This is a genomic window from Paenibacillus sp. LjRoot56 (assembly GCF_964253335.1).
GTDB classification, from domain to species: domain Bacteria; phylum Bacillota; class Bacilli; order Paenibacillales; family NBRC-103111; genus Paenibacillus_E; species Paenibacillus_E allorhizoplanae.
Map to the genome: position 1 here is coordinate 669,163 of NZ_CAXURV020000001.1, position 18,982 is coordinate 688,144.

Annotated in this window: 17 protein-coding genes; 16 read left to right on the forward strand and 1 reads right to left on the reverse strand. The window is 46.2% G+C overall.

The genetic code is table 11. From position 1 onward, the window contains the following. Positions 1 to 42 precede the first annotated feature (42 nt). The 16 genes from ACSQ8O_RS02945 (at position 43) to ACSQ8O_RS03020 (ending at position 16,540) form a co-directional block, all read left to right on the forward strand. Positions 43 to 996 (forward strand): helix-turn-helix transcriptional regulator, encoded by a 954-nt coding sequence (locus tag ACSQ8O_RS02945; RefSeq protein WP_436240411.1) that lies wholly within the window; start codon positions 43 to 45, stop codon positions 994 to 996. A 64-nt stretch (positions 997 to 1,060) separates the two neighbouring features. Further along, positions 1,061 to 1,642 (forward strand): GyrI-like domain-containing protein, encoded by a 582-nt coding sequence (locus ACSQ8O_RS02950; protein WP_436240412.1) that lies wholly within the window; start codon positions 1,061 to 1,063, stop codon positions 1,640 to 1,642. 125 nt (positions 1,643 to 1,767) lie between these two features. Then, positions 1,768 to 2,187 (forward strand): DUF1801 domain-containing protein, encoded by a 420-nt coding sequence (locus ACSQ8O_RS02955; RefSeq protein WP_436240413.1) that lies wholly within the window; start codon positions 1,768 to 1,770, stop codon positions 2,185 to 2,187. Next, the gene (locus ACSQ8O_RS02960; protein WP_436240414.1) at positions 2,184 to 2,435 is read left to right on the forward strand and encodes a hypothetical protein; all 252 of its coding nucleotides are present in this window, start codon (positions 2,184 to 2,186) and stop codon (positions 2,433 to 2,435) included. The genes ACSQ8O_RS02955 and ACSQ8O_RS02960 overlap by 4 nt, the downstream gene beginning before the upstream one ends. A gap of 201 nt (positions 2,436 to 2,636) precedes the next feature. Beyond that, positions 2,637 to 2,771: a hypothetical protein gene (locus ACSQ8O_RS02965; protein ID WP_436240415.1), complete on the forward strand. Its 135-nt coding sequence runs from the start codon at positions 2,637 to 2,639 to the stop codon at positions 2,769 to 2,771. Beyond that, positions 2,761 to 3,651: a glycosyltransferase family 4 protein gene (locus ACSQ8O_RS02970; protein WP_436240416.1), complete on the forward strand. Its 891-nt coding sequence runs from the start codon at positions 2,761 to 2,763 to the stop codon at positions 3,649 to 3,651. The genes ACSQ8O_RS02965 and ACSQ8O_RS02970 overlap by 11 nt, the downstream gene beginning before the upstream one ends. A gap of 76 nt (positions 3,652 to 3,727) precedes the next feature. Next, positions 3,728 to 4,615, forward strand: coding sequence for a LysR family transcriptional regulator (locus ACSQ8O_RS02975; protein ID WP_436240417.1), 888 nt, complete (start codon positions 3,728 to 3,730; stop codon positions 4,613 to 4,615). A 92-nt stretch (positions 4,616 to 4,707) separates the two neighbouring features. Beyond that, a complete protein-coding gene (locus ACSQ8O_RS02980; protein WP_436240418.1) occupies positions 4,708 to 5,145 on the forward strand; it encodes a rhodanese-like domain-containing protein in 438 nt (145 codons plus the stop codon). A gap of 188 nt (positions 5,146 to 5,333) precedes the next feature. Next, on the forward strand, positions 5,334 to 6,641 hold the full coding sequence (locus ACSQ8O_RS02985; RefSeq protein WP_436240419.1) for an MFS transporter: 1,308 nt from the start codon (positions 5,334 to 5,336) through the stop codon (positions 6,639 to 6,641). Positions 6,642 to 6,911: 270 nt separating this feature from the next. Further along, positions 6,912 to 7,682 carry an ABC transporter ATP-binding protein gene (locus ACSQ8O_RS02990; protein WP_436240420.1) on the forward strand — a complete coding sequence of 257 codons (771 nt, stop codon included), beginning with the start codon at positions 6,912 to 6,914 and terminating at the stop codon, positions 7,680 to 7,682. Continuing rightward, positions 7,645 to 8,745, forward strand: a complete 1,101-nt coding sequence (locus ACSQ8O_RS02995) for an efflux RND transporter periplasmic adaptor subunit (protein ID WP_436240421.1) — start codon at positions 7,645 to 7,647, stop codon at positions 8,743 to 8,745. The genes ACSQ8O_RS02990 and ACSQ8O_RS02995 overlap by 38 nt, the downstream gene beginning before the upstream one ends. A 5-nt stretch (positions 8,746 to 8,750) precedes the next feature. Next, the gene (locus tag ACSQ8O_RS03000; RefSeq protein WP_436241932.1) at positions 8,751 to 11,660 is read left to right on the forward strand and encodes an ABC transporter permease; all 2,910 of its coding nucleotides are present in this window, start codon (positions 8,751 to 8,753) and stop codon (positions 11,658 to 11,660) included. Position 11,661: 1 nt separating this feature from the next. After that, positions 11,662 to 12,588, forward strand: coding sequence for an ABC transporter ATP-binding protein (locus ACSQ8O_RS03005; protein WP_436240422.1), 927 nt, complete (start codon positions 11,662 to 11,664; stop codon positions 12,586 to 12,588). Next, positions 12,585 to 14,069, forward strand: coding sequence for an ABC transporter substrate-binding protein (locus ACSQ8O_RS03010; protein WP_436240423.1), 1,485 nt, complete (start codon positions 12,585 to 12,587; stop codon positions 14,067 to 14,069). Before ACSQ8O_RS03005 ends, ACSQ8O_RS03010 begins: the two co-directional genes overlap by 4 nt. 29 nt (positions 14,070 to 14,098) lie before the next feature. Then, positions 14,099 to 16,255: a hypothetical protein gene (locus ACSQ8O_RS03015; RefSeq protein ID WP_436240424.1), complete on the forward strand. Its 2,157-nt coding sequence runs from the start codon at positions 14,099 to 14,101 to the stop codon at positions 16,253 to 16,255. 57 nt (positions 16,256 to 16,312) lie between these two features. Beyond that, a complete protein-coding gene (locus tag ACSQ8O_RS03020) occupies positions 16,313 to 16,540 on the forward strand; it encodes a helix-turn-helix domain-containing protein (RefSeq protein WP_436240425.1) in 228 nt (75 codons plus the stop codon). 79 nt (positions 16,541 to 16,619) lie between these two features. Here the strand turns inward: ACSQ8O_RS03020 and ACSQ8O_RS03025 are convergent, their stop codons facing one another. Continuing rightward, positions 16,620 to 18,818 (reverse strand): YhgE/Pip family protein, encoded by a 2,199-nt coding sequence (locus ACSQ8O_RS03025; RefSeq protein ID WP_436240426.1) that lies wholly within the window; start codon positions 18,816 to 18,818, stop codon positions 16,620 to 16,622. Positions 18,819 to 18,982: the final 164 nt, after the last annotated feature.

Here is an 18,982-nt window from a genome sequence, read left to right on the forward strand (position 1 = left end):
AAACAAACTTCTTGCATATTTTTTGTGATGGGGGTACATACTGTGAAGCTGGAAAGGCTCTTATCCATAATTATTCTGCTTCTGAACCGCCGATTGGTGCAAGCCAAGGAACTCGCGGAGCGGTTCGAGGTATCCGTACGAACGATATATCGAGATATTGAAGTCATTAATGGGGCTGGTATCCCCATCGTCACCTATCAGGGAACGAATGGTGGCATTGGACTGATGGAAGGTTACCGCTTGGATCATAATGTACTTACCAACGATGAGCTTGCAGACATCGTTACCGCCCTACGCAGCATCTCAACCTCATACGGCAACGAGCATCAACTGCGGTTATTGGAGAAGATCCATAGCGTTGTCCCGCCCGCATACTCCGAAGATTTCCAACATAAGACGAACAGTGTGTTGATTGACTACTCGCCTTGGGACGGCAATGAAAGGCTGCGACCTAAACTTCAGCTACTAAAGGAAGCCGTAGATAAGTGTCTAATAGCTAGATTTATCTATTCCAATGCCGAAGGTGAAATAACATACCGTACTGTAGAGCCGTACATGCTCATCTTAAAAGGGAGACAGTGGTACCTGCAAGCCTACTGCCTGGAGAAAGAGCAGTTTCGGCTATTCAAGCTAAAGAGAATGAAGGAGCTGGAGATAGCGACGGGAAGAGTATTCATTCGCCGTGAGCTTCCGATGCAAGAACGTGACACGGGCCAGAACCCATGCGAGCCGTCCCTGGTGACAGAGATCGTTTTGCGTTTCCATGCTGACTCTCGTCATTTGGCGGAGGAATGGTTTGGCATCGAAGGTCTTTTGCCGGATGAAGACGGCAATTGGCAAGTAAGGAAGGCATACCCGGAAGATGATTGGTTGTATAGATTCATTCTCGGTTTGGGTCACCATGCAGAGGTGATTGAGCCACCCCATCTGCGGGATATTATCGCTAGTCGTGCAGAGCAAGTTGCGAAAATATATAGCAGAGCTAAATCAACTTGACAGAAAGATGTCAGGTTTGTTGTTTTATACTAAACTCATTCCAATAAAAGGAGAATGATTAGTGATGAAACAAGACCAATCCATAACAAACGAACAAAACGGTCGGACTGAATTGAAACACTCGCTGTCGATAGATCCAGCTACCCGCAATCCAATTGAGCCTGCACGTATAGAGGAACTTCCCTCTTTCACGCTAGCTGGAATTAGCACTGTCACAACAAATGAAGCCGAGTTCAGCGATAAAGGCAAAATCGGCAAGCTGTTTGAACAATACTACTTACACAATATTAGCGGACAACTGGCCGCCTATGTACAACAGGATGGTCATTATAGCTGTTACTTCAACTATGAACAAGGCGATGCTGGGCGGTATGAAGTAATGGTTGGCGTACACGTTCGGGAAGACTTGCAGGGGCAATATCCCGAGTCCGTTAAGACGTTCACAGTTCCTGCTGCGAAATACGCCGTATTCGTCACAGAGCGGGGGCCGATTATAGAGGTGGTGCAGCGGGCCTGGGGCGATATTTGGGAATGGTCGCATCAGTCCGGCAATGATCGAGCTTTCACAGGCGATTTTGAGTATTATGGCCAGAATATCGATCCGAACGATGGGCAAGCTGAAATTTATATCGCTATACGCCGATAGCTTGTTGCGCCGTCACCCAAAGAAGAACATGATGTGAGCGATTTTCTAGTTTGCAACGACAAAGCCTCCAAACCAACATAAGCTTGGATTCGGAGGCTTTACAAATAAGGAAAGGAGTGATCAATATGGGTGCGATTGAAAACACGAAGGTAGCAGCTGTATTCGAACATTACCCCGAACATATTCAGCAACAAATGTGGTTTCTTCGCGAATTAATTCTGGATACTGCAACGGAAACAGAAGGCGTTGATACCGTGGAAGAGACACTAAAATGGGGTGAACCTAGTTACCTAACAAAAAATGGAAGCACAATCAGAATAGACTGGAAAAAATCTAGCCCGCAACAGTATGCCATGTATTTTAACTGTAATACCATGTTGGTTGACACATTCAAGGAACTTTTTAGAGATAAGTTCAAATTTGAAGGTAATCGGGCGATTGTGTTTGATGAAAACGATGAAATACCTGTCAACGAGTTAAAACAATGCATTTCATCGTCTCTCACTTACCATACTAGAAAGCATCTTCCAATGCTGGGCATATGATAATGACACACATTACGGCACAGGGATATGGTAAGGATTTTGTGCCGATCGTGGATCATGTGGCCCAGATGGTGGCGGACCAATTCGTGAGAAAGCAGTTTGCGGACTTTGATTATTTGCAAATTGAAGTTAGTGATACGTCGATTTATATCATTTGGGGACTTGAGATGTCTCTGTTGGCATTTTACATGTACAGGTGCATCAAATCCTTCCTCCATCGTCGACGGAAGATGACATTATATTCATAAGTGAAAAGCGTTCTCCCGCCGGATGGTGAGAGAGCGCTTTTTATCATACCTAGCCAACTTCGTTAAATTAACAAAACAAAAATAATTGCCTGTTATACCCCTTACAATTAAGTAATACAATGTGTGGTGCTGGCTCCTGAGTATCCGGGGAGTGAAGCATTCGATGACGAACAGTCCTTTCGTACAGTGCGAGGATCATTTATGCGTGGAGAACGTGCACACTTTTTAAGTTGGGGACGACTGTTCAGCCACGTGAAAAAAATGATGACGGTTGAAGAACCAGATGTCACAGTATATGGCTATGTGCTAAATCGGTTTCATTGGATTGCTGTTTAAAGTATTTGGTGGGCGCCGCTATGTCATTTCGACACATGGCATGGATATGCTAATGTTTCGCCGTTTTTTCGGCTTAAATTATTTAGTTAAACAAATATTGATACATGCTGATGGCGTGTTGACGAATAGTTTATTTACTAAAAGGTTCGTGGAGGATTATGGGGTTAATCCTTCTCGAATTAGTCTTGTGCATCCTGGCGTAGAGGCCGTTTTTGAGCGGAAACCTGTAAATGAGGAGCTACTTAGACGGCATGGGCTTGAAGGTAAATATATTATTTTATCCGTAGGGAGATTAGTGACGCGAAAAGGGCAAGATCGGGTCATAGAGTCGATGCCCCAAATTATCCAACACATTCCCAATGCTGTGTATGTCATTGTTGGTGACGGACCAGAACGAGCCCGCCTCGAGCAACTTGCCCGCACTACAGGCGTTACGAATGCTGTCATGTTCATTGGAAGCGTAAACGGCGGTGAGGAATTGAATGACTATTATAATTTGGCTGATCAGTTCATTATGGTATGCAGGGAAATGGAGAAGGGGGATGCGGAAGGGTTTGGTATTGTATATCTGGAAGCAGCGTCGACGGGTATTCCGGTCATTGCCGGAAGGTCTGGTGGTGCTCTAGAAGCGGTGCTTGATGGAGTGACAGGAGTTCTTGTGGATCCGAATTCACATGCCGAAATTGTAGAAAGCGTTCTCCAGTTGGCAAGGGATGAGGCGTTTAGAGAAAGGCTTGTACAGGGTGGTTATAGACGTGCGAAGTCCAGTTTCCAATATGATGTGTTGGCAGTAAAGTTCGATCAGTATGTGGAAAGCCTTTGTGCGACCCATCCTTCACGTAAAAAGTTTATTAGAAGTCGATTCGATATAAAATCATGATGGTTGATAAGACCTTAGGTACTTGTTATATTTCAAATAGAGGAATGCTCCTAGTAGACTCGTGGAGGTGAGACTTATGGAAATGACGTACTTGAGGACATTTCGCGAAGTGGCGAAGTGGGGAAGTTTCACGAGGGCCGCGGAAACGCTAGGCTATGCCCAATCAAGCATTACAGCCCAAATTCAGAAGCTCGAGGAATCCTACGGGGCTGTTCTCTTGGAACGTTTTGGACGGAGTATGAAATTAACGATGGCTGGAGAAGCACTCCTGCAATATGCGAATGAGATTAATAGGTTGCATGAAGAATCCAAGGAAGTCGTATCCCAGCAATCCAAGGGGACGCTCACGATTGGGACGATCGAGACGTTAGCGGCTTTCTATCTGCCCCCGTATCTACAGGCGTATCGCCGCGATTTCCCTGAGGTCAACATTGTCATTCAACCAGGGAATGAACCCTTCATTATTGAATCGGTGAAAGAAGGCGCTCTGGACATCGGGATCATTCTGGACCCGCCATTTACGGATCCAGAGCTGGAGAGCCTTATTTTGAGAGAAGAACCACTTGTCATCATTGCAAGTCCCGATCATAAATTAGCTGGGCAAAGTGAAGTTCACGTGGAAGATCTGCAGAATGAATCTCTGATTCTGACCGAGGATGGCTGTACGTACAGAGCGATGTTGCTTAAGGTGTTAAAAGGAAATCAAGTGAGCTACAAGTTATCTTACGAGTTCGGTAATCTGGAGGCGATCAAGCAGTGTGTAACCTACGGACTTGGCATTGCCCTATTGCCACGAATTACGGTTGCTGAGGAAATCCGCAAAGGCCAGATCGTCGCGATCCCCTTCGTTGATCCAGCGTGTAAGTTCTACACACAATTGATTATCGCAAAGAAAAAATGGAAATCGAAAGCCTATCTAGGTTTTCTAGAGCTGCTCGGCGGCGCCAACTATCGAAATGATTGAAGTATAGGTTCAATAACTATCGATAACTCCAGTGTTTGGGGCTGTGTTACAGTAACAGTAAGAAATCAACAACCACACTGGAGGTAACCCAAATGACCATTCAAACAACCAAATCGCTCGTTCTTGAGACGCCTGCTGCATCACCGGAGCATACGCACCAGCATTTTATGAATAAGCTTTCGGTAGAAACAGACGTTGCGGATGTACGTTACGACATGCAGCATGGCTGCAATGACTTCCTGCTCATCGATGTTCGCAGCGCAAAAGCCTACGGAGAATGCCATATTCCCGGTGCGATTAACCTGGCTTCCAACCAGATCAGCGTCGAAACGACGGCTTCCTTTTCCAAAGAGCAAACGATCGTCGTCTATTGCTGGGGACCAGCTTGCAATGGTGGTACCAAAGGGGCCGCTCGTCTCTCAGGTCTAGGATTCAAGGTGAAAGAAATGCTAGGTGGTATTGAGTACTGGCGGAAGGAAGGGAATGCGGTAGAGGGAACACTTGGTCAAGAAGCGCCTTTAATCGGGTAAATATAGGTAAACGGGAAAGCATCCAAGGTGTTGGATGCTTTTTATGTGCGCAGATCAGCGTTCTTAGGTGTCGGCATCTTCCTATGTTTATTGATGAAATGATCAAAGTAATTTGACATAGCCAATAACGCCAGACACAGGTATGATAGTGGCAAAAGGCGTTTCGTAGCAGGGGAGGAGGATTAGGAATGGCTGAAGGAAGCGAATGGATTCAAACATATAAGCATTCTCCAGAAAAACAACAGCAGCTTTACCGCAAGACGTTGATGACCGTCATCATCGCTCAACTATTCGGCGGAGCAGGGCTCGCTGCAGGTGTGACGGTTGGAGCGCTGCTCGCACAAGATATGCTAGGGACGGATAGCTTGGCTGGTGTCCCCTCCGCATTGTTGACGCTAGGTGCTGCTTCGTCCGCCTGGATAGTTGGACGATTGTCGGGGCGTTATGGTCGGAGGGTAGGCTTAACAGCCGGCTTTCTCGCCGGCGGAGTAGGGGCCATTGGCGTCGTATTCGCAGCTGTTGCGAATAGCCTGCCACTTCTGTTTCTATCGATGCTGATTTACGGCGCAGGTACATCAACGAATCTTCAAACACGGTATGCGGGAACGGACCTAGCTGGGCCCAAGCAGCGGGCAAGAGCGATCAGCTTAGCTATGGTCTTCACGACGTTCGGTGCCGTTGCAGGACCGAATTTGGTTGGAGTGATGGGGCGATTCGCGACATCCATCGGTACACCAGCGCTAGCGGGGCCATTTATGCTAGCCGCTACGGCTTTTATACTGGCGGGCTTGGTGTTATGGACATGGCTTCGGCCAGACCCTTATATCGTGGCTAAAGCGATAGCTGAAGCGCAGGCAACGAATCCAACGCAAGAGGGAGTTGCCGCGAAACCTTCAGCACCAGCTGGACGTGACCGAGGAGTTCTCATCGGGACCACGGTGATGGTGTTGACGCAGATTGTCATGGTCGCGATCATGACGATGACGCCGATCCATATGAAGCATCATGGACATGGCTTAGATGCAGTCGGTATGGTAATTGGCATTCACGTCGCGGCGATGTTTTTGCCTTCTCTGGTAACAGGGATACTTGTGGATAAACTCGGGCGCATCTTCATGTCCTGTGTATCGGGGGTTACGCTGTTATTGGCCGGTTTGCTTGCCGCGTGGGCGCCAGCGGATTCGATGTTCTGGCTCATTATTGCGCTGGCCTTGCTCGGACTTGGCTGGAACTTCGGTCTTATCAGCGGTACTGCGCAGATTATTGATGCGACAACACCTGCAACACGTGCGAGGACGCAAGGAACTGTTGATGTCTTAGTTTCGTTGGCGGGAGCTTCTGGCGGAGCTTTGTCAGGCATGGTTGTTGCGCATTCAAGCTTTGCTTGGTTGTCTTTGGCGGGGGGATTCCTGTCCTTGTTGCTGATCCCTGTTGTTATTTGGTCGCGTAGAGGGAGTGCGAGTGGCCGCGAGGGTGTATTTAAATCCTTAAAGTAGTCATTTTCAAAAAAAACACAAATCACCGATTCATTCAAGAGATGGTTCATTGCCAAGAAGTTGGCGGAGAGCCGTCTTTTTTTTGTAATAATTAGGTAATTAGTTGTATGGATGTATTTTCCAATTAGTAGTATATTCCAATATATCATTTAAATGGGAGTATCATCCATATAAATAGATGAAATTACCAATTTAGCTGAAACTTTTTATTAACTAGCACCGTCTACTTTATCATACGGATGATTTGGAAATGAAAGGAAAAATAACCATATGACAAGCTGGTTTCGCAAAAGGAGCACATTGGAGGCTTTTTCTGTCGAAGAAGAACCGATTTCTAACAGCGCTTCCTCCCGCATTATTGGGCCCCAATCACCTTTGTTGACGGTACGTGATGTACATCGCTCCTTCCAAGTTGGAGGTCAGCAGTTAGATGTCCTGAAAGGGATTGAAATGGAGCTGAGGCCGCTGCAACTTGTCATGCTCAAAGGTCGATCAGGTTCGGGGAAAACAACCCTGCTTAATTTAATCGGAGGACTGGATCTGCCAACGAAGGGGGAGATTTTGTTTCAAGAGTATGCTTTTCACCACAGCAGTGATGATGAGAGGACGTTGATCCGTCGTAAAGAGATTGGTTTTATATTTCAATCCTATGCTTTAATGCCGTTGTTATCTGCTTGGGAAAATGTTGAGTTGGCGCTGCGCATGGCAGGGATGCCACGCTCTCAGTGGAAAGAGCGGGTCAATCATTGCCTAGACCTTGTCGGTTTAAGCAAACGTATGCATCATCGTCCCTACGAGCTCTCCGGCGGTGAACAGCAGCGTGTCGCGATCGCCAAAGCTATTGCACATCGACCATCGCTCATATTGGCGGATGAACCAACGGCTGAACTGGATTCACAGATGGGCGCCCAGATTATGTCTGTTTTTCGCAGCATTATCGCCACAGAGCAAGTCACGATTTGTATGACAACACATGACCCTACAATTTTGGAGGTTGCCGATCATGTTTATGAAATGGTGGACGGACGATTCGTCACGTAAATGGACGATGAGACCACTAGCAGCACTATTATTAAGTTCCACACTCCTTCTTGCTTCGGGATGCTCCCTATTGCCCAAGGAACAGGATGAAGAATCGCTTCCGACGATTAATCCACCTAAGCTTTCGAAAAAACCTGAATATACGGTAAAAACGGAAACCCTTGAGACGAAAGTGAGAGGGAGCGGGCGATTAATGGCCTTACAAGAAGAGAAATTGTTCTTCTCCGAAGATATGTCTGCCAAACGGATAAGTGCCATACTTGTGAAAAATGGAGATTCCGTTGAACAGGGACAGCCGATTGCAGAACTCGACGTGTCGGATATAGAGAGCGATTTAAAACGGAAGAAGCTTCAAACACGTAAGGACGAACTGACGATGATCGAAACGCTTCGTAAGGCTGATGAAATGACGCCTGAACAAGTTGAGCAGGCGAAGATTGATTTCGAACTGAAACGCGAGGAGCTGACGAAACTTGAATCACAAGTGAGTAAAGCGAAACTGCTCGCGCCGTTCAGTGGAACAATTGTCACCGTATCTGTTAAGAAAGGTGATACCGTGAAGTCTGGAGAATCCGTAGCAACACTCGCTGATTTGAAAGAACTAACTGTCGCTGCAAGCATTAGTGCTGATGATGCGAAGAAAGTGGCTATCGGCATGGAGGTTCAGGTGGATATCAACTCAGCTGGTCAGCACAAAGGGAAAGTAAAGCAGCTTCCTAACCCGCAAGCTGCGAACAACACGAATAATGGTGGGTTCCCTGGTCAGGGGCAACAAGGGGAGCAGGATACGATTGATAACTACTTGGTTGTTCAGTTGAATGAGTTTCCCAAAGGGTTGAATCGCGGTACGCCGCTAAGCGTGACGATTATTACCCAGAGGAAAGAAAACGCCACGACGATCCCGCTTGCAGCGCTACGTTCCTATTCGGGCCGAAATTATGTGCAAGTCGTTGATACCCAAGGAAATAAGAAAGAAGTGGATGTAGAAATTGGTCAGCAGACATCAACCGATGTGGAAATCATAAAGGGTCTCACAGCCGGACAGAAAGTAGTAGGTCGCTAATGTCCATGCCGATGCTGCGGTTTTTATTTCGGAAAATGTGGAATACCCGCTGGCTAACGCTCAGCACCCTGCTTGGTCTTGTCATGGCTGTAGCTTTCACCACAAGCATTCCCATGTATGCCGATGGGTCTCTGAAGCGAGTCGTCGCCAAATCTTTAGAAGAAAAGAGCGAGGGACTTCCCGCAGGCTCACTACTTATGCGGTATCAAGCAGTAGGGACAGAACGTGCAGATTTGAATGATCTGGCGAGTATCAATACATATATACAACAGGATGTTCCCAAAGATATTGCTTTTCCTATACATACATATGCAAGTAGTTATGCAATCAAAGGGGCTCCGTTATCTCCCGCTGAGGGGACAAAAGCCGATCCAAGTAAACGTCGTCAAATGACGTTAACGTCACTAAGCGGGTTAAAGGATGAAGTCGATTGGTCCAATGGACACATGCCTTCGGGGCAACTACAAAATGGCCAAGTGGAAGCTGTCGTTCTAGAAGAAGCTTTGTTTCGTAATGATTTACACGTAGGTGACGTGTTCAACTATTCCGTTGCAAGTGCAAGCGGCAGTCAATTGCTCAAGGTGAAGATCGTAGGTTCCTTCAAACCGAAGAATGAAACGAGTGCGTATTGGTTCCAAGGGTTAGAAGGGTTAGTTAATGCACTTATTATTAGCGATGATGTATTTATGAAGACGTTGCTAACGGAGAAGAAAATTCCGCTGCAGCTTGCCAATTGGTATTATGCTTTCGATCTGCGAGACATTCAAACAAGTCAATTGTCACCGCTTGAGAGTCGTTTGGAACGATTAGATATTAACTTGTTCCAGAAACTTAAGAATACCAAGGTAGATGTATCCTTTAAGCCGATTCTAACTGAATTTAAAGCCCAAAGCCTACAGATGCAGATTTTATTATTCACATTGGCGGCGCCCATGATTGCTATGGTCTTCTATTACATAATGATGAATGCCAGACAATCGCTGGATCGGCAGCGCGGCGTGATTGCGATTTTGCGAAGCCGTGGGGGCAGTACGAATCAAATTGTTGGAATTTACTTCCTAGAAGGATTGTTACTAGGCGTGATTGCGCTATTGATAGGACCGTTAATTGGCTGGTTCATGGCGAAGAGCATTGGTTCTACCAGCGGGTTTCTAACATTCGTGGATCGCAAATCAATCCCGATTAGCTTTACACCAGAAGCGATGCTTTACGGTGGGCTCGCTGTTCTCATTGCGATTCTTGCTAGCGTTGTTCCAGCGGTGCTTTTCGCTAGATCTTCCATCGTCAATTATAAGCAGCAGCTCGCAAGATCAGACCGTTCGCCACTCTGGCAGCGGTGGTTCCTCGATATTGTCCTGCTGGGGATTGTTGGTTATGGTTTCTACTTATTTGACCAACGTCAAGTATTATCCGTGCAAACAGGAATGACAACCGATCAACTTCAGGTACACCCGCTGCTGTTTTTCGTCCCAGCACTTTCGATTTTCGCACTGGGACTGTTTTTTCTTCGCATCTTTCCGTGGTTGCTGCGGTTGTTCGGTTGGTTTGGCCGAAAGTTCCTGCCTGTGCCGCTTTATTTAACGCTTGTTCAGCTGTCTCGTTCAGCGAAAGCGTATTATCCGCTAATGCTGCTGCTCATTCTTACACTGGGTCTTGGCGTGTACAATTCCTCGGCTGCACGAACGATAGATTTGAATTCTTCGGAGCGAATCTTATACCAGTATGGTACCGACGTCGTGATACAAACCGTGTGGGAAGGTTTCTCCGATGATTTGCCGCAGGATCCAAAGGCCGGAGGAAGCGGTGGCGAAGCGCAAGGAGGAAATGGGGCAAACGGTGGATCTGGTTCAGGCGGTGGCCAAAACCAGGGTCAGGGTCAAGGTGCCCCGAAGCCTGGTGAGGAAACCCCCACCAAGATACGTTATGTAGAGCCGCCATTTCAAGTGTTTCGCGATTTGGAAGGTGTTCAGGCTGCTGCTAGAGTGATGCAAACCAAAGGAAATGTCGTCGTTTCCGGTAAATCTACCGGGCAGGGAACGATCATGGGGATCGATAATACGGATTTCGCTAAAGTAGCGTGGTTCCGACCTGATTTATTCCCAGCCCATCCGAATCAATATTTGAATTTGCTAGGCAGCTATGAGCAAGCCGTTATCATTCCATCCAGTTATGCCAGCAAATATGCGCTTAAGGAGGGTGATTTACTATCCATTACAATCGGACAGCAGCCCTTGGAATTCGTGATTGTTGGGATATTACCGTATTGGCCGGCTCAATATCCGGATCAAACACCATTTTTCGTAGCAAATCTGGATTACATCTACGATCAAGCACCAATTATACCCTATGAAGTATGGCTCAAAATGAAACCAGACGCTAAAGTGACTCCAATCGTTACAGCTTTACAGGCCAAAGGGATTGAAATTGCTTCCATCAAGGATGTTCGCAACGAGCTTATCGTCCAGAAGAAGCTGCCAGCAAGAGGCGGTGTGTTCGGTATTCTTAGCTTAGGTTTCCTTGTTTCTGTCGTTGTGTCTTTGATCGGTTACATGCTGTATTGGTTCTTTAACTTATCTAGCAGGGTCGTACAATTTGGTGTCCTGCGTGCTATGGGGCTCTCCCGCAAGCAATTGACGGGGATGTTGTTGCTCGAGCAGGGTTTTACCGCTGGACTATCCATCGTGTTAGGTATCGTAATTGGCAAGCTAACGAGCTATTTCTTCTTACCCTTTCTACAAACTTCCCAGAATGTAAAGACGCAGGTGCCGCCATTCCGAGTCATATTCGATTCCAAAGACACCTATCAGTTATATTTCGTGGTTGTTTTCATGATGTTAACTGGTGCACTGTTGCTGTTTTTACACATTAGAAGGCTGCGTGTTCATCAGGCAGTGAAGCTAGGGGAGGAGAAATAGCATGATTACTTGCGAGGGCTTAGTAAAAATTTATAAAACCGACGAAATCGAAGTTGTCGCTTTGCAAGGACTTAATATTCAGATTGACGATGGCGAATTAATGGCGATTATTGGGAATAGTGGAAGCGGGAAATCTACCTTGCTGAACATTTTAGGAGGCCTTGATCGCCCTTCCGCAGGTCAAGTGAAAGTTGGAGATTGGGATTTACTTAAGATTACAGATAAGCAGCTCGTTGATTACAAACGACATACGGTAGGCTTCATTTGGCAAAATAATGCGCGAAATCTCGTTTCTTACTTGACTGCACTTGAAAATGTGGAAATGCCCATGATGCTTAGCGGGAACTATGATCCTGCCTACGCGAAGCAATTGCTGGACTGGGTTGGCCTTAGCCACCGCTTGAATAATAAACTGCAAGAGCTTTCCGGTGGTGAGCAACAGCGCGTAGCGATTGCGATTTCACTGGCAAATCGTCCGCGTTTGCTGCTTGCGGATGAACCGACGGGGTCGGTAGATACGAAGACGGCGGATATGATTCTTTCTATTTTCCAACGATTGAATAAGGAACTAGGTGTTACGATTGTGATTGTTACCCACGATATGTCTATGGCGGGTAAAGTAGGGCGCGTCGTTGCTATTCGAGATGGGATGACAAGTTCGGAGTTTATTGCTCGAAACCCTTCGATATCAACCGTAGAGGGAGTATCGACAGGACTCACAGGTGAAGCTCATGAGGAATATGTCGTGTTGGATCGTGCGGGCCGTCTACAGGTTCCCAAAGCTTATTTGACCGCTCTGAATATTAACGGCAAAGCAACGATGGAATTTGATGGTGATACGATCATGATTAAAGCACCGAGAGCACTACCGGCAAATGAGGAACAAGATTCATCTAATTCACGAACGGTCGGAGGAAAATTAAAATGATAAACATGACACGTAAAGTGATTGTTACAACCTTAACCTTAGCTTTGATGGCTCCACTTGCTGTTGCTTGTACAAAAGGGGAGAAAGCCGACGATAACCAAGAGCGTGTGTTGAAAATCGCGACTAATATGGGGTATGGTGGTAATTATGAATATTTCACACAGCAATTCACTGAAATATTTGAATTTGCTAACCCGAATATCAAGCTAGAAATAATTTCAACGATGGATGAAAAGTTTATGAACGGAAACATTCAGCCGGGTGAGAAGATGCCGGATCCGATGGAGAAGCTAAAAGAAGTAATGCAGGGCGATAATCCGCCGGATGTGGTTATGCTTGGTTATGAACAGCTGCCTGAAATCATCGAAAGTAACCTGCTATTACAGTTGGATTCTCGCATAACGAAAGATAAATTTGATACCACCGGAATTGTTCCAGCCGTGATAGAGGGAATGAAGAATGCAGGCGGTGGCAAGCTTTATGCCCTTGCTCCGACATTCAGCTCCTCAGCACTTATTTATAATAAGAAAATGTTCCAAGATGCGGGAGTCGATTATCCGAAAGACGGTATGACATGGGATGAGACATTTGATCTTTCCAAACGATTGGCGAAAGGTGAAGGGGATAAGCGTATCAATGGGTTCTCTTTTACAACACAAGCCCAGGGTGGCGATTTGTTCTACGGCATGCAAATGTATACAGCTCCTCTGCAATTAAAAATGTTTGATGATGCTGGGGAGAAGATGACAGTAGATACGGACCAGTGGGAGAAAGTATGGGCCAAAATGGCACAGTTGCAAAAAGATAATGTTTTCCCAGCGGTAGCAGATCCGCAGAAGCAAATGAATCAAAGGTTTGATCAGAATAATCCTTTTGCGTACGATGATTTTATGTCGGGTAGGTTAGCTATGGGGATTCTCAATTATGGCCAAATTCAACAGCTCACGAACGCAAATAAAAATGCAGCCAATTATAAAGGCTTCACACCGATTGATTGGGATGTTGTAACAATCCCTTCTCACCCCGAAGCCAAAGGCGTTGGCGGCTCTATTTATATGAATGGCATTATGGGCATTAACGCCAAATCGCAAAATCCAGATGATGCCTGGAAGTTCATCAAGTTCATTAACGGAGATGAGTGGGCCAAACTGAAATCGCGCAGTCAAAACATGTTGGTGGCACGCTCCAAATATTTGAAACCTACAGAAGGACTGGATTTTCACATGGAAGCTTTTTATAATGTAACACCGGCTCCAATTGAAGATAATTCGAAAATTTATCGTAATAATCCTAATATTTATCAAGTGCAGGAGATTGGTCGTAAGCTGTTTGCCGATGTCCTACAAGGGAAAATAACGGCTCGAGAAGCGCTTAAGAAATGGCAAACGGATGGCGATGCCATGCTCAAACAAATGAAAGAAAACCCAGGTGCACCCTTGCAACCGATGATGAATCAAGCTCAAGCAGTTCCCGCAGGATAAGATGGATATGGAAGGAGGAATAGCCCATCATGATTATCAAAATTCACCACAAACGTGTAGCAACTATTGCCTTGTCAGCACTGCTTACGCTAGGAGCCATTACACCTGTCTGGGCCGATAGCAGCCCCTCCACACTTGTTCTAGATGTGGGAAAGGTCAACATGACTGGAAGCAGTTACTTTGCGTTGAAACAGATTCATCTTCTACAGGATCAAAGTGGGAGGTTAGCGACATTTACCATTACCATCCATAATGAGGGCAGCAGTGAACTGCAATTTATCGATTATTGGGTGCGTCTGAAAAGCAAATCGGGTAATCAATTCTCAGTTCGATTACTTCCGGCAGATAAGGATAAGAACCGGGTAGCTCCCGGTTCTACGACAGATATAACGTTTTATGCAAATGTGAATACGAGCACGAACTTACAAGACCTCGTTGTGCAATTTATTAAGTGGGATTTCAACCAATCTAATTTTGAACGAGTTTTGGGTGAGGTTGCCATTCCCGATGACTATACAGATGTAACACCTGCTGATCTTGCATCTGTGATTTCTGTCGGTGGAACCAACGTGAAGGCTTCGATTAAAAAGTTCGTCAGTAACAAGAATGAGAAATATCATGTTCCAACGGTGTATGTGAGTTTGGAGAATGTTGGGAGTCATACCGTAACCATTCCTGCGTACCTCTTCTCTATTCGTACTTCAGAAGGGCTGCTGTATCCGATGGAAGCTAAAGGATTGAAGGATTTGCAAATTAATCCGAAGGAGACGAAGGAAATTCAGCTCTCCGGCTCGATTCCGGTTGCAGTTCCGGCAGATGCTTGGCAATTAGCGGTTGCGGAGACGATTCCAGACTTGAAATTGAATATCGCCGTTGCGAACTTCCAACTTCCAGCTGTTTCTCAGCAGGAAGGCGGCTCCGTAGGGAAGGCATATACCTTCACAAGTAAATCTGGTGTGTATACGACTCAGCTGAACGGTTTGCACAGATTGCCGTGGGAAGATCAGGATCTGCTTACAGCCGATTTAACACTGAGCAATAATGGGGAAGAAGCACTGCCTATACCGAAATTATCCGGGTATTTCTTATTGGATGACGCAGTGAAAATTGATGCAAAGCTTATCCAGACGGCTAAAGTGATTGGGTTGGGAGCGGGTGCAAGCGTCAATCTGCAAATTGCAGGCAAGGTGCCCTATACGTACGAGTTTTCTCAAATTAAATTAGTTCTCCAAGAGAATGAGGGGGAAACGGCAGGGACAGGAACGGGTACAAGTACAGGCAGTACTACAGCAACAGATGTGCTGGAGTTCTCGACACAAGCCGAACTGCAAGCCATTCCATTTATCGGTATGGGGCAATTTTATACATCGAATGATATCGGGCGAAAGGCTAAGTACGGGGTTCGGAGCGTGTCGACCTATGAGGATAAAACGAATATCATGTACTCCGCGATGGTGGAAGCCACTAATTTGGAGAAGCGGTTCACGAATGTGTCCAAGCTTGTTGCCAATTTCCGTTCGTCAGACGGGACGGTATTCCCGGCAAACGTTGTTGAAGTGAAGAACAAGATTAGTCCTACTGGCAAAGCGCTGCTCAATGTTTGGGCAACGGTTCCCAAGGGATTCTCCACGACAAATATGAATTTACTTCTAGGAGAAGCAGTTACGGAAGGCAAGCTGTCAGAAGGTGAGAAATCCGTTCCAGATTCCTATGTGAATCCAATAGCTTACTGGCTGCCAGACGAGAAGGCGAATGTAGCAACAACACTTAAAAATGTGGATTTATTCCCGTATATGATCTCGATTGATAAAATAGGAACATCCATCTCGGACGGTGTATTTACGTTGCAATTCAACTACGAGTTAACCAAAGAGAAAATGACTGAGATTAATACCGAAGGTCATAACTTGCTGCTTGTTTTTGAAGATGGCGGCGGAATTAAGCGATTTGAGAGGGCATTTGATTTCAAAGATTTTGATATCATTAATGGAGATTCAACGGCGGATGAAGATTCTAAGATTCGTCTTGGTCAGAGAGACAATTTCAAAATTACCATCCCAGATCCTGGCCTCATTTATAATACTAAGTTTCTACAAAAATATACATTCAGCATTTATGACGAATTCCAAGGTCAAAGAAAACTGCTAGCCACACAAAAGGCTGATTGGTTTATTACTACGGACTAAAAGCCGTAAACGTTGGCGAGGCTAAGGGTAACAATCTTTTGAACAGGGGATTAGCCAATGAAATTTGAACTGGGTCGTTGTTTACTACAAGAACGTTTGGATGAGCACGGAATGGCAAGGGAGGAACTAGCTCGAGCCCTTTTTTATAAGCCAGAGCGGATCGTTGACTACCTGGAAAATAAGAGGATTATGCCTTTACAAGTAGCTATTTCCGTTGCCGATACCATCGGTTGTCAGGTGCAGGACTTGTATGAGTTGATTGAGGTTGGCTCTGGCCCTAGTTAGAATAAATATTAGGAGTAATTATAACAACACAAAAAGGGCTAAGAATCACCCAAATGGGGATTCCTAGCCCTTTCCTTATTTATACTGTAACAGGCATCAACTGCTCATGTTCATCGTCAGTACTTTCCGTCTTTTTACGAGAAAGAAAGTAAACACTTGTTAAGATCAAGGAAGCTACCAAGTAGATACTCAAGTAGCCCACTTGGTGCCACATCTCAGCGTACTGACCACTGGAGATCACATACCGGAATCCTTGAATCGCATAGGTCATTGGCAGCCAAGGATGAAGGGCTTGAGCCCAATTGGGCAGCAACTCTAGCGGATAGGTCCCAGCGCTTGAAGCCAATTGAAGGATCATTAGCAGCAGAACAACGAATCGACCTGGTTGATCCAGCCATGTGACAAACATTTGGATAATCAGCATGAAGGTTAAGCCGACGACAAAGGTAAAGAGATAGAACAAGGGAATGCTCTGCACCTTCAAATCTAGCACATAGGTGAGAACGGTCGTTGCAATTCCAGCTTGGAAAATACTCATTAGGCTAAAAGTAAGCAGCTTGCTTACGAGTAATCGAAGCCCCCGCGCCCCTGGCGTGAATGTGCTTCTGGCTGCATAGATGGTCGTGAACACCAGCGAACCTGCAAACAACGCCATGGATATGAAGTAAGGAGCAATGCCGTTCGCATAGATCGCAACCTTGCGGTCATCATTGGCTGTAATCTTCACGGGCTCTGCCAGCATTTTGATCGTATTGTCATCCGCTTTGACGGCTGCGGTTTGCTTCGCGGCATCGTTCAATTTCGCAGCCAGTTGTCCGCTGCCATCGACCAACTTCGGTGCACCCGTGTCAAGCGCAGTCGCTCCTTCATTTAGTTGCGCCGCGCCGCTGGCTACTTTGTGGATACCCGCGGTCATTTGCGTCATGCCGCTGGCCAGATCTCCAGCTCCGGTGCTGACTTGCGCCGCGCCGCTTTGTAGCTTGGTGCCACCAGCGGATAGCTGTGGCAAGTTCGAATTGAAGGTGTGCAAGCCATCAGCCAATTGCTGCCCGCCTGTTTGCAGTTGCGTTGCACCGGCAACGAGTTGCTTGTTGCCGTCACGGAGCTTCTCGGCACCAGTGACAAGCTTTTCCGTGCCAGAAGCGACAGCCTGCCCTCCTGTGAGGAGTTTCTTCTCCGCGTCATGCAGCTTCTTGTTTCCTTCTGCGACATCCTTGCTGGCTGCAAGGAGCTTGGTTACTGTTGCATTCGAGGCGAGGTCAGGATGCGCCGCGACGAATGCTTCAAGACCTGAGGCGAGCTGTGCGGAGCCGTCTTCCAATTTATCAGATGCGCTTAGGGCTGACGTAAGGCCTTCTACTAATTGTGTGCTTCCTTTGGAAGATGAGGCTAAGCCGGAGGCCAATTGATCGGCTCCCGTTTGGGAAGCTTGCAATCCCGAGACTAGGGAAGATGCGCCTGCTGCTGATTTTTGAGCACCTTGTTCCAGCTGAGCGCCTGCGTTTTGCAATTGGCTCACCCCGCCAGCAAGAGTAGCGGCACCTTTGCTTACTTCCAATGCGCCTGCGCTTAGGCTGCCGGCCCCTTTTTGCAACAAGCCAGCACTGTCGTCCAATTGCTTGGTGCCATCTGCAAGAATAACCAAATTGGTTTTCACCTCATGAATCCCGTCACTTAAGGTCTGTGCGCCAGCCTGAAGATCGGAGGCACCTTTTCCTGCTTCGCTGAGCCCGTTCGAAATGGTTTCGAATTCGGAGAGAATACTCGTTGAATAGGCTTCTGTCAGCGTTTTGGATAATTTATTTTTTAACTCCTTCGTTGCGCTTTCTCCGATTTGACCGGCAACAAAGTTGTAATAACTGTTGGATTCGAAAATGATTTCCGCCTGTTTCGGTGTCGTGCTTGTAATCGATGCGGCATCTGTTGAAAAGGTTGGGGGAACCGTGATAGTCGCGTAATAATGGTTATTTCTCATTCCCTGTGCAGCTTCTTCTGCACTCATAAATCCCCACGAAAAGCTGTTGTTTTCCTTCAGCTCATCGATAAACTCATTGCCTACATTTCGTGACTCGCCTTCAAAATCAGCACCCTGATCCAAATTGACGACGGCGATAGGCAGTTTCTCCAATTGGCCGTAGGGATCCCAAGTTCCTTTTAGCAAGAATCCACTATATAAAATAGGAACTAAGGCGACAGCTACGAAAGTAATGATCATCATAGGGTTCCTAATAAAGCGGCGAAATTCAGATGCAAATACGTTTAAAATGTTTTTTTTCAATTGCAATGCTCCTTTACGTGTGACAATCGTCGTTAATGATGTTCCCTTTTTCCAATCAATTATTCGAAAGATGTAAGATTCCATCTAGGGTGACTCGGCAATGTGAATAGGATTACTGTATAATACCACTAACAAATGATAAAATATATTTAAGTTTAATTTAT

Bases quoted from the DNA above. Each gene is read 5' to 3' on its own strand.
- ACSQ8O_RS02950 (WP_436240412.1), top strand. From the start codon at position 1,061: ATGAAACAAGACCAATCCATAACAAACGAACAAAACGGTCGGACTGAA.
- ACSQ8O_RS02955 (WP_436240413.1), top strand. From the start codon at position 1,768: ATGGGTGCGATTGAAAACACGAAGGTAGCAGCTGTATTCGAACATTAC.
- ACSQ8O_RS02960 (WP_436240414.1), top strand. From the start codon at position 2,184: ATGATAATGACACACATTACGGCACAGGGATATGGTAAGGATTTTGTG.
- ACSQ8O_RS02965 (WP_436240415.1), top strand. From the start codon at position 2,637: ATGCGTGGAGAACGTGCACACTTTTTAAGTTGGGGACGACTGTTCAGC.
- ACSQ8O_RS02975 (WP_436240417.1), top strand. From the start codon at position 3,728: ATGGAAATGACGTACTTGAGGACATTTCGCGAAGTGGCGAAGTGGGGA.
- ACSQ8O_RS02980 (WP_436240418.1), top strand. From the start codon at position 4,708: ATGACCATTCAAACAACCAAATCGCTCGTTCTTGAGACGCCTGCTGCA.
- ACSQ8O_RS02985 (WP_436240419.1), top strand. From the start codon at position 5,334: ATGGCTGAAGGAAGCGAATGGATTCAAACATATAAGCATTCTCCAGAA.
- ACSQ8O_RS02990 (WP_436240420.1), top strand. From the start codon at position 6,912: ATGACAAGCTGGTTTCGCAAAAGGAGCACATTGGAGGCTTTTTCTGTC.
- ACSQ8O_RS02995 (WP_436240421.1), top strand. From the start codon at position 7,645: ATGTTTATGAAATGGTGGACGGACGATTCGTCACGTAAATGGACGATG.
- ACSQ8O_RS03000 (WP_436241932.1), top strand. From the start codon at position 8,751: ATGCCGATGCTGCGGTTTTTATTTCGGAAAATGTGGAATACCCGCTGG.
- ACSQ8O_RS03005 (WP_436240422.1), top strand. From the start codon at position 11,662: ATGATTACTTGCGAGGGCTTAGTAAAAATTTATAAAACCGACGAAATC.
- ACSQ8O_RS03010 (WP_436240423.1), top strand. From the start codon at position 12,585: ATGATAAACATGACACGTAAAGTGATTGTTACAACCTTAACCTTAGCT.
- ACSQ8O_RS03015 (WP_436240424.1), top strand. From the start codon at position 14,099: ATGATTATCAAAATTCACCACAAACGTGTAGCAACTATTGCCTTGTCA.
- ACSQ8O_RS03020 (WP_436240425.1), top strand. From the start codon at position 16,313: ATGAAATTTGAACTGGGTCGTTGTTTACTACAAGAACGTTTGGATGAG.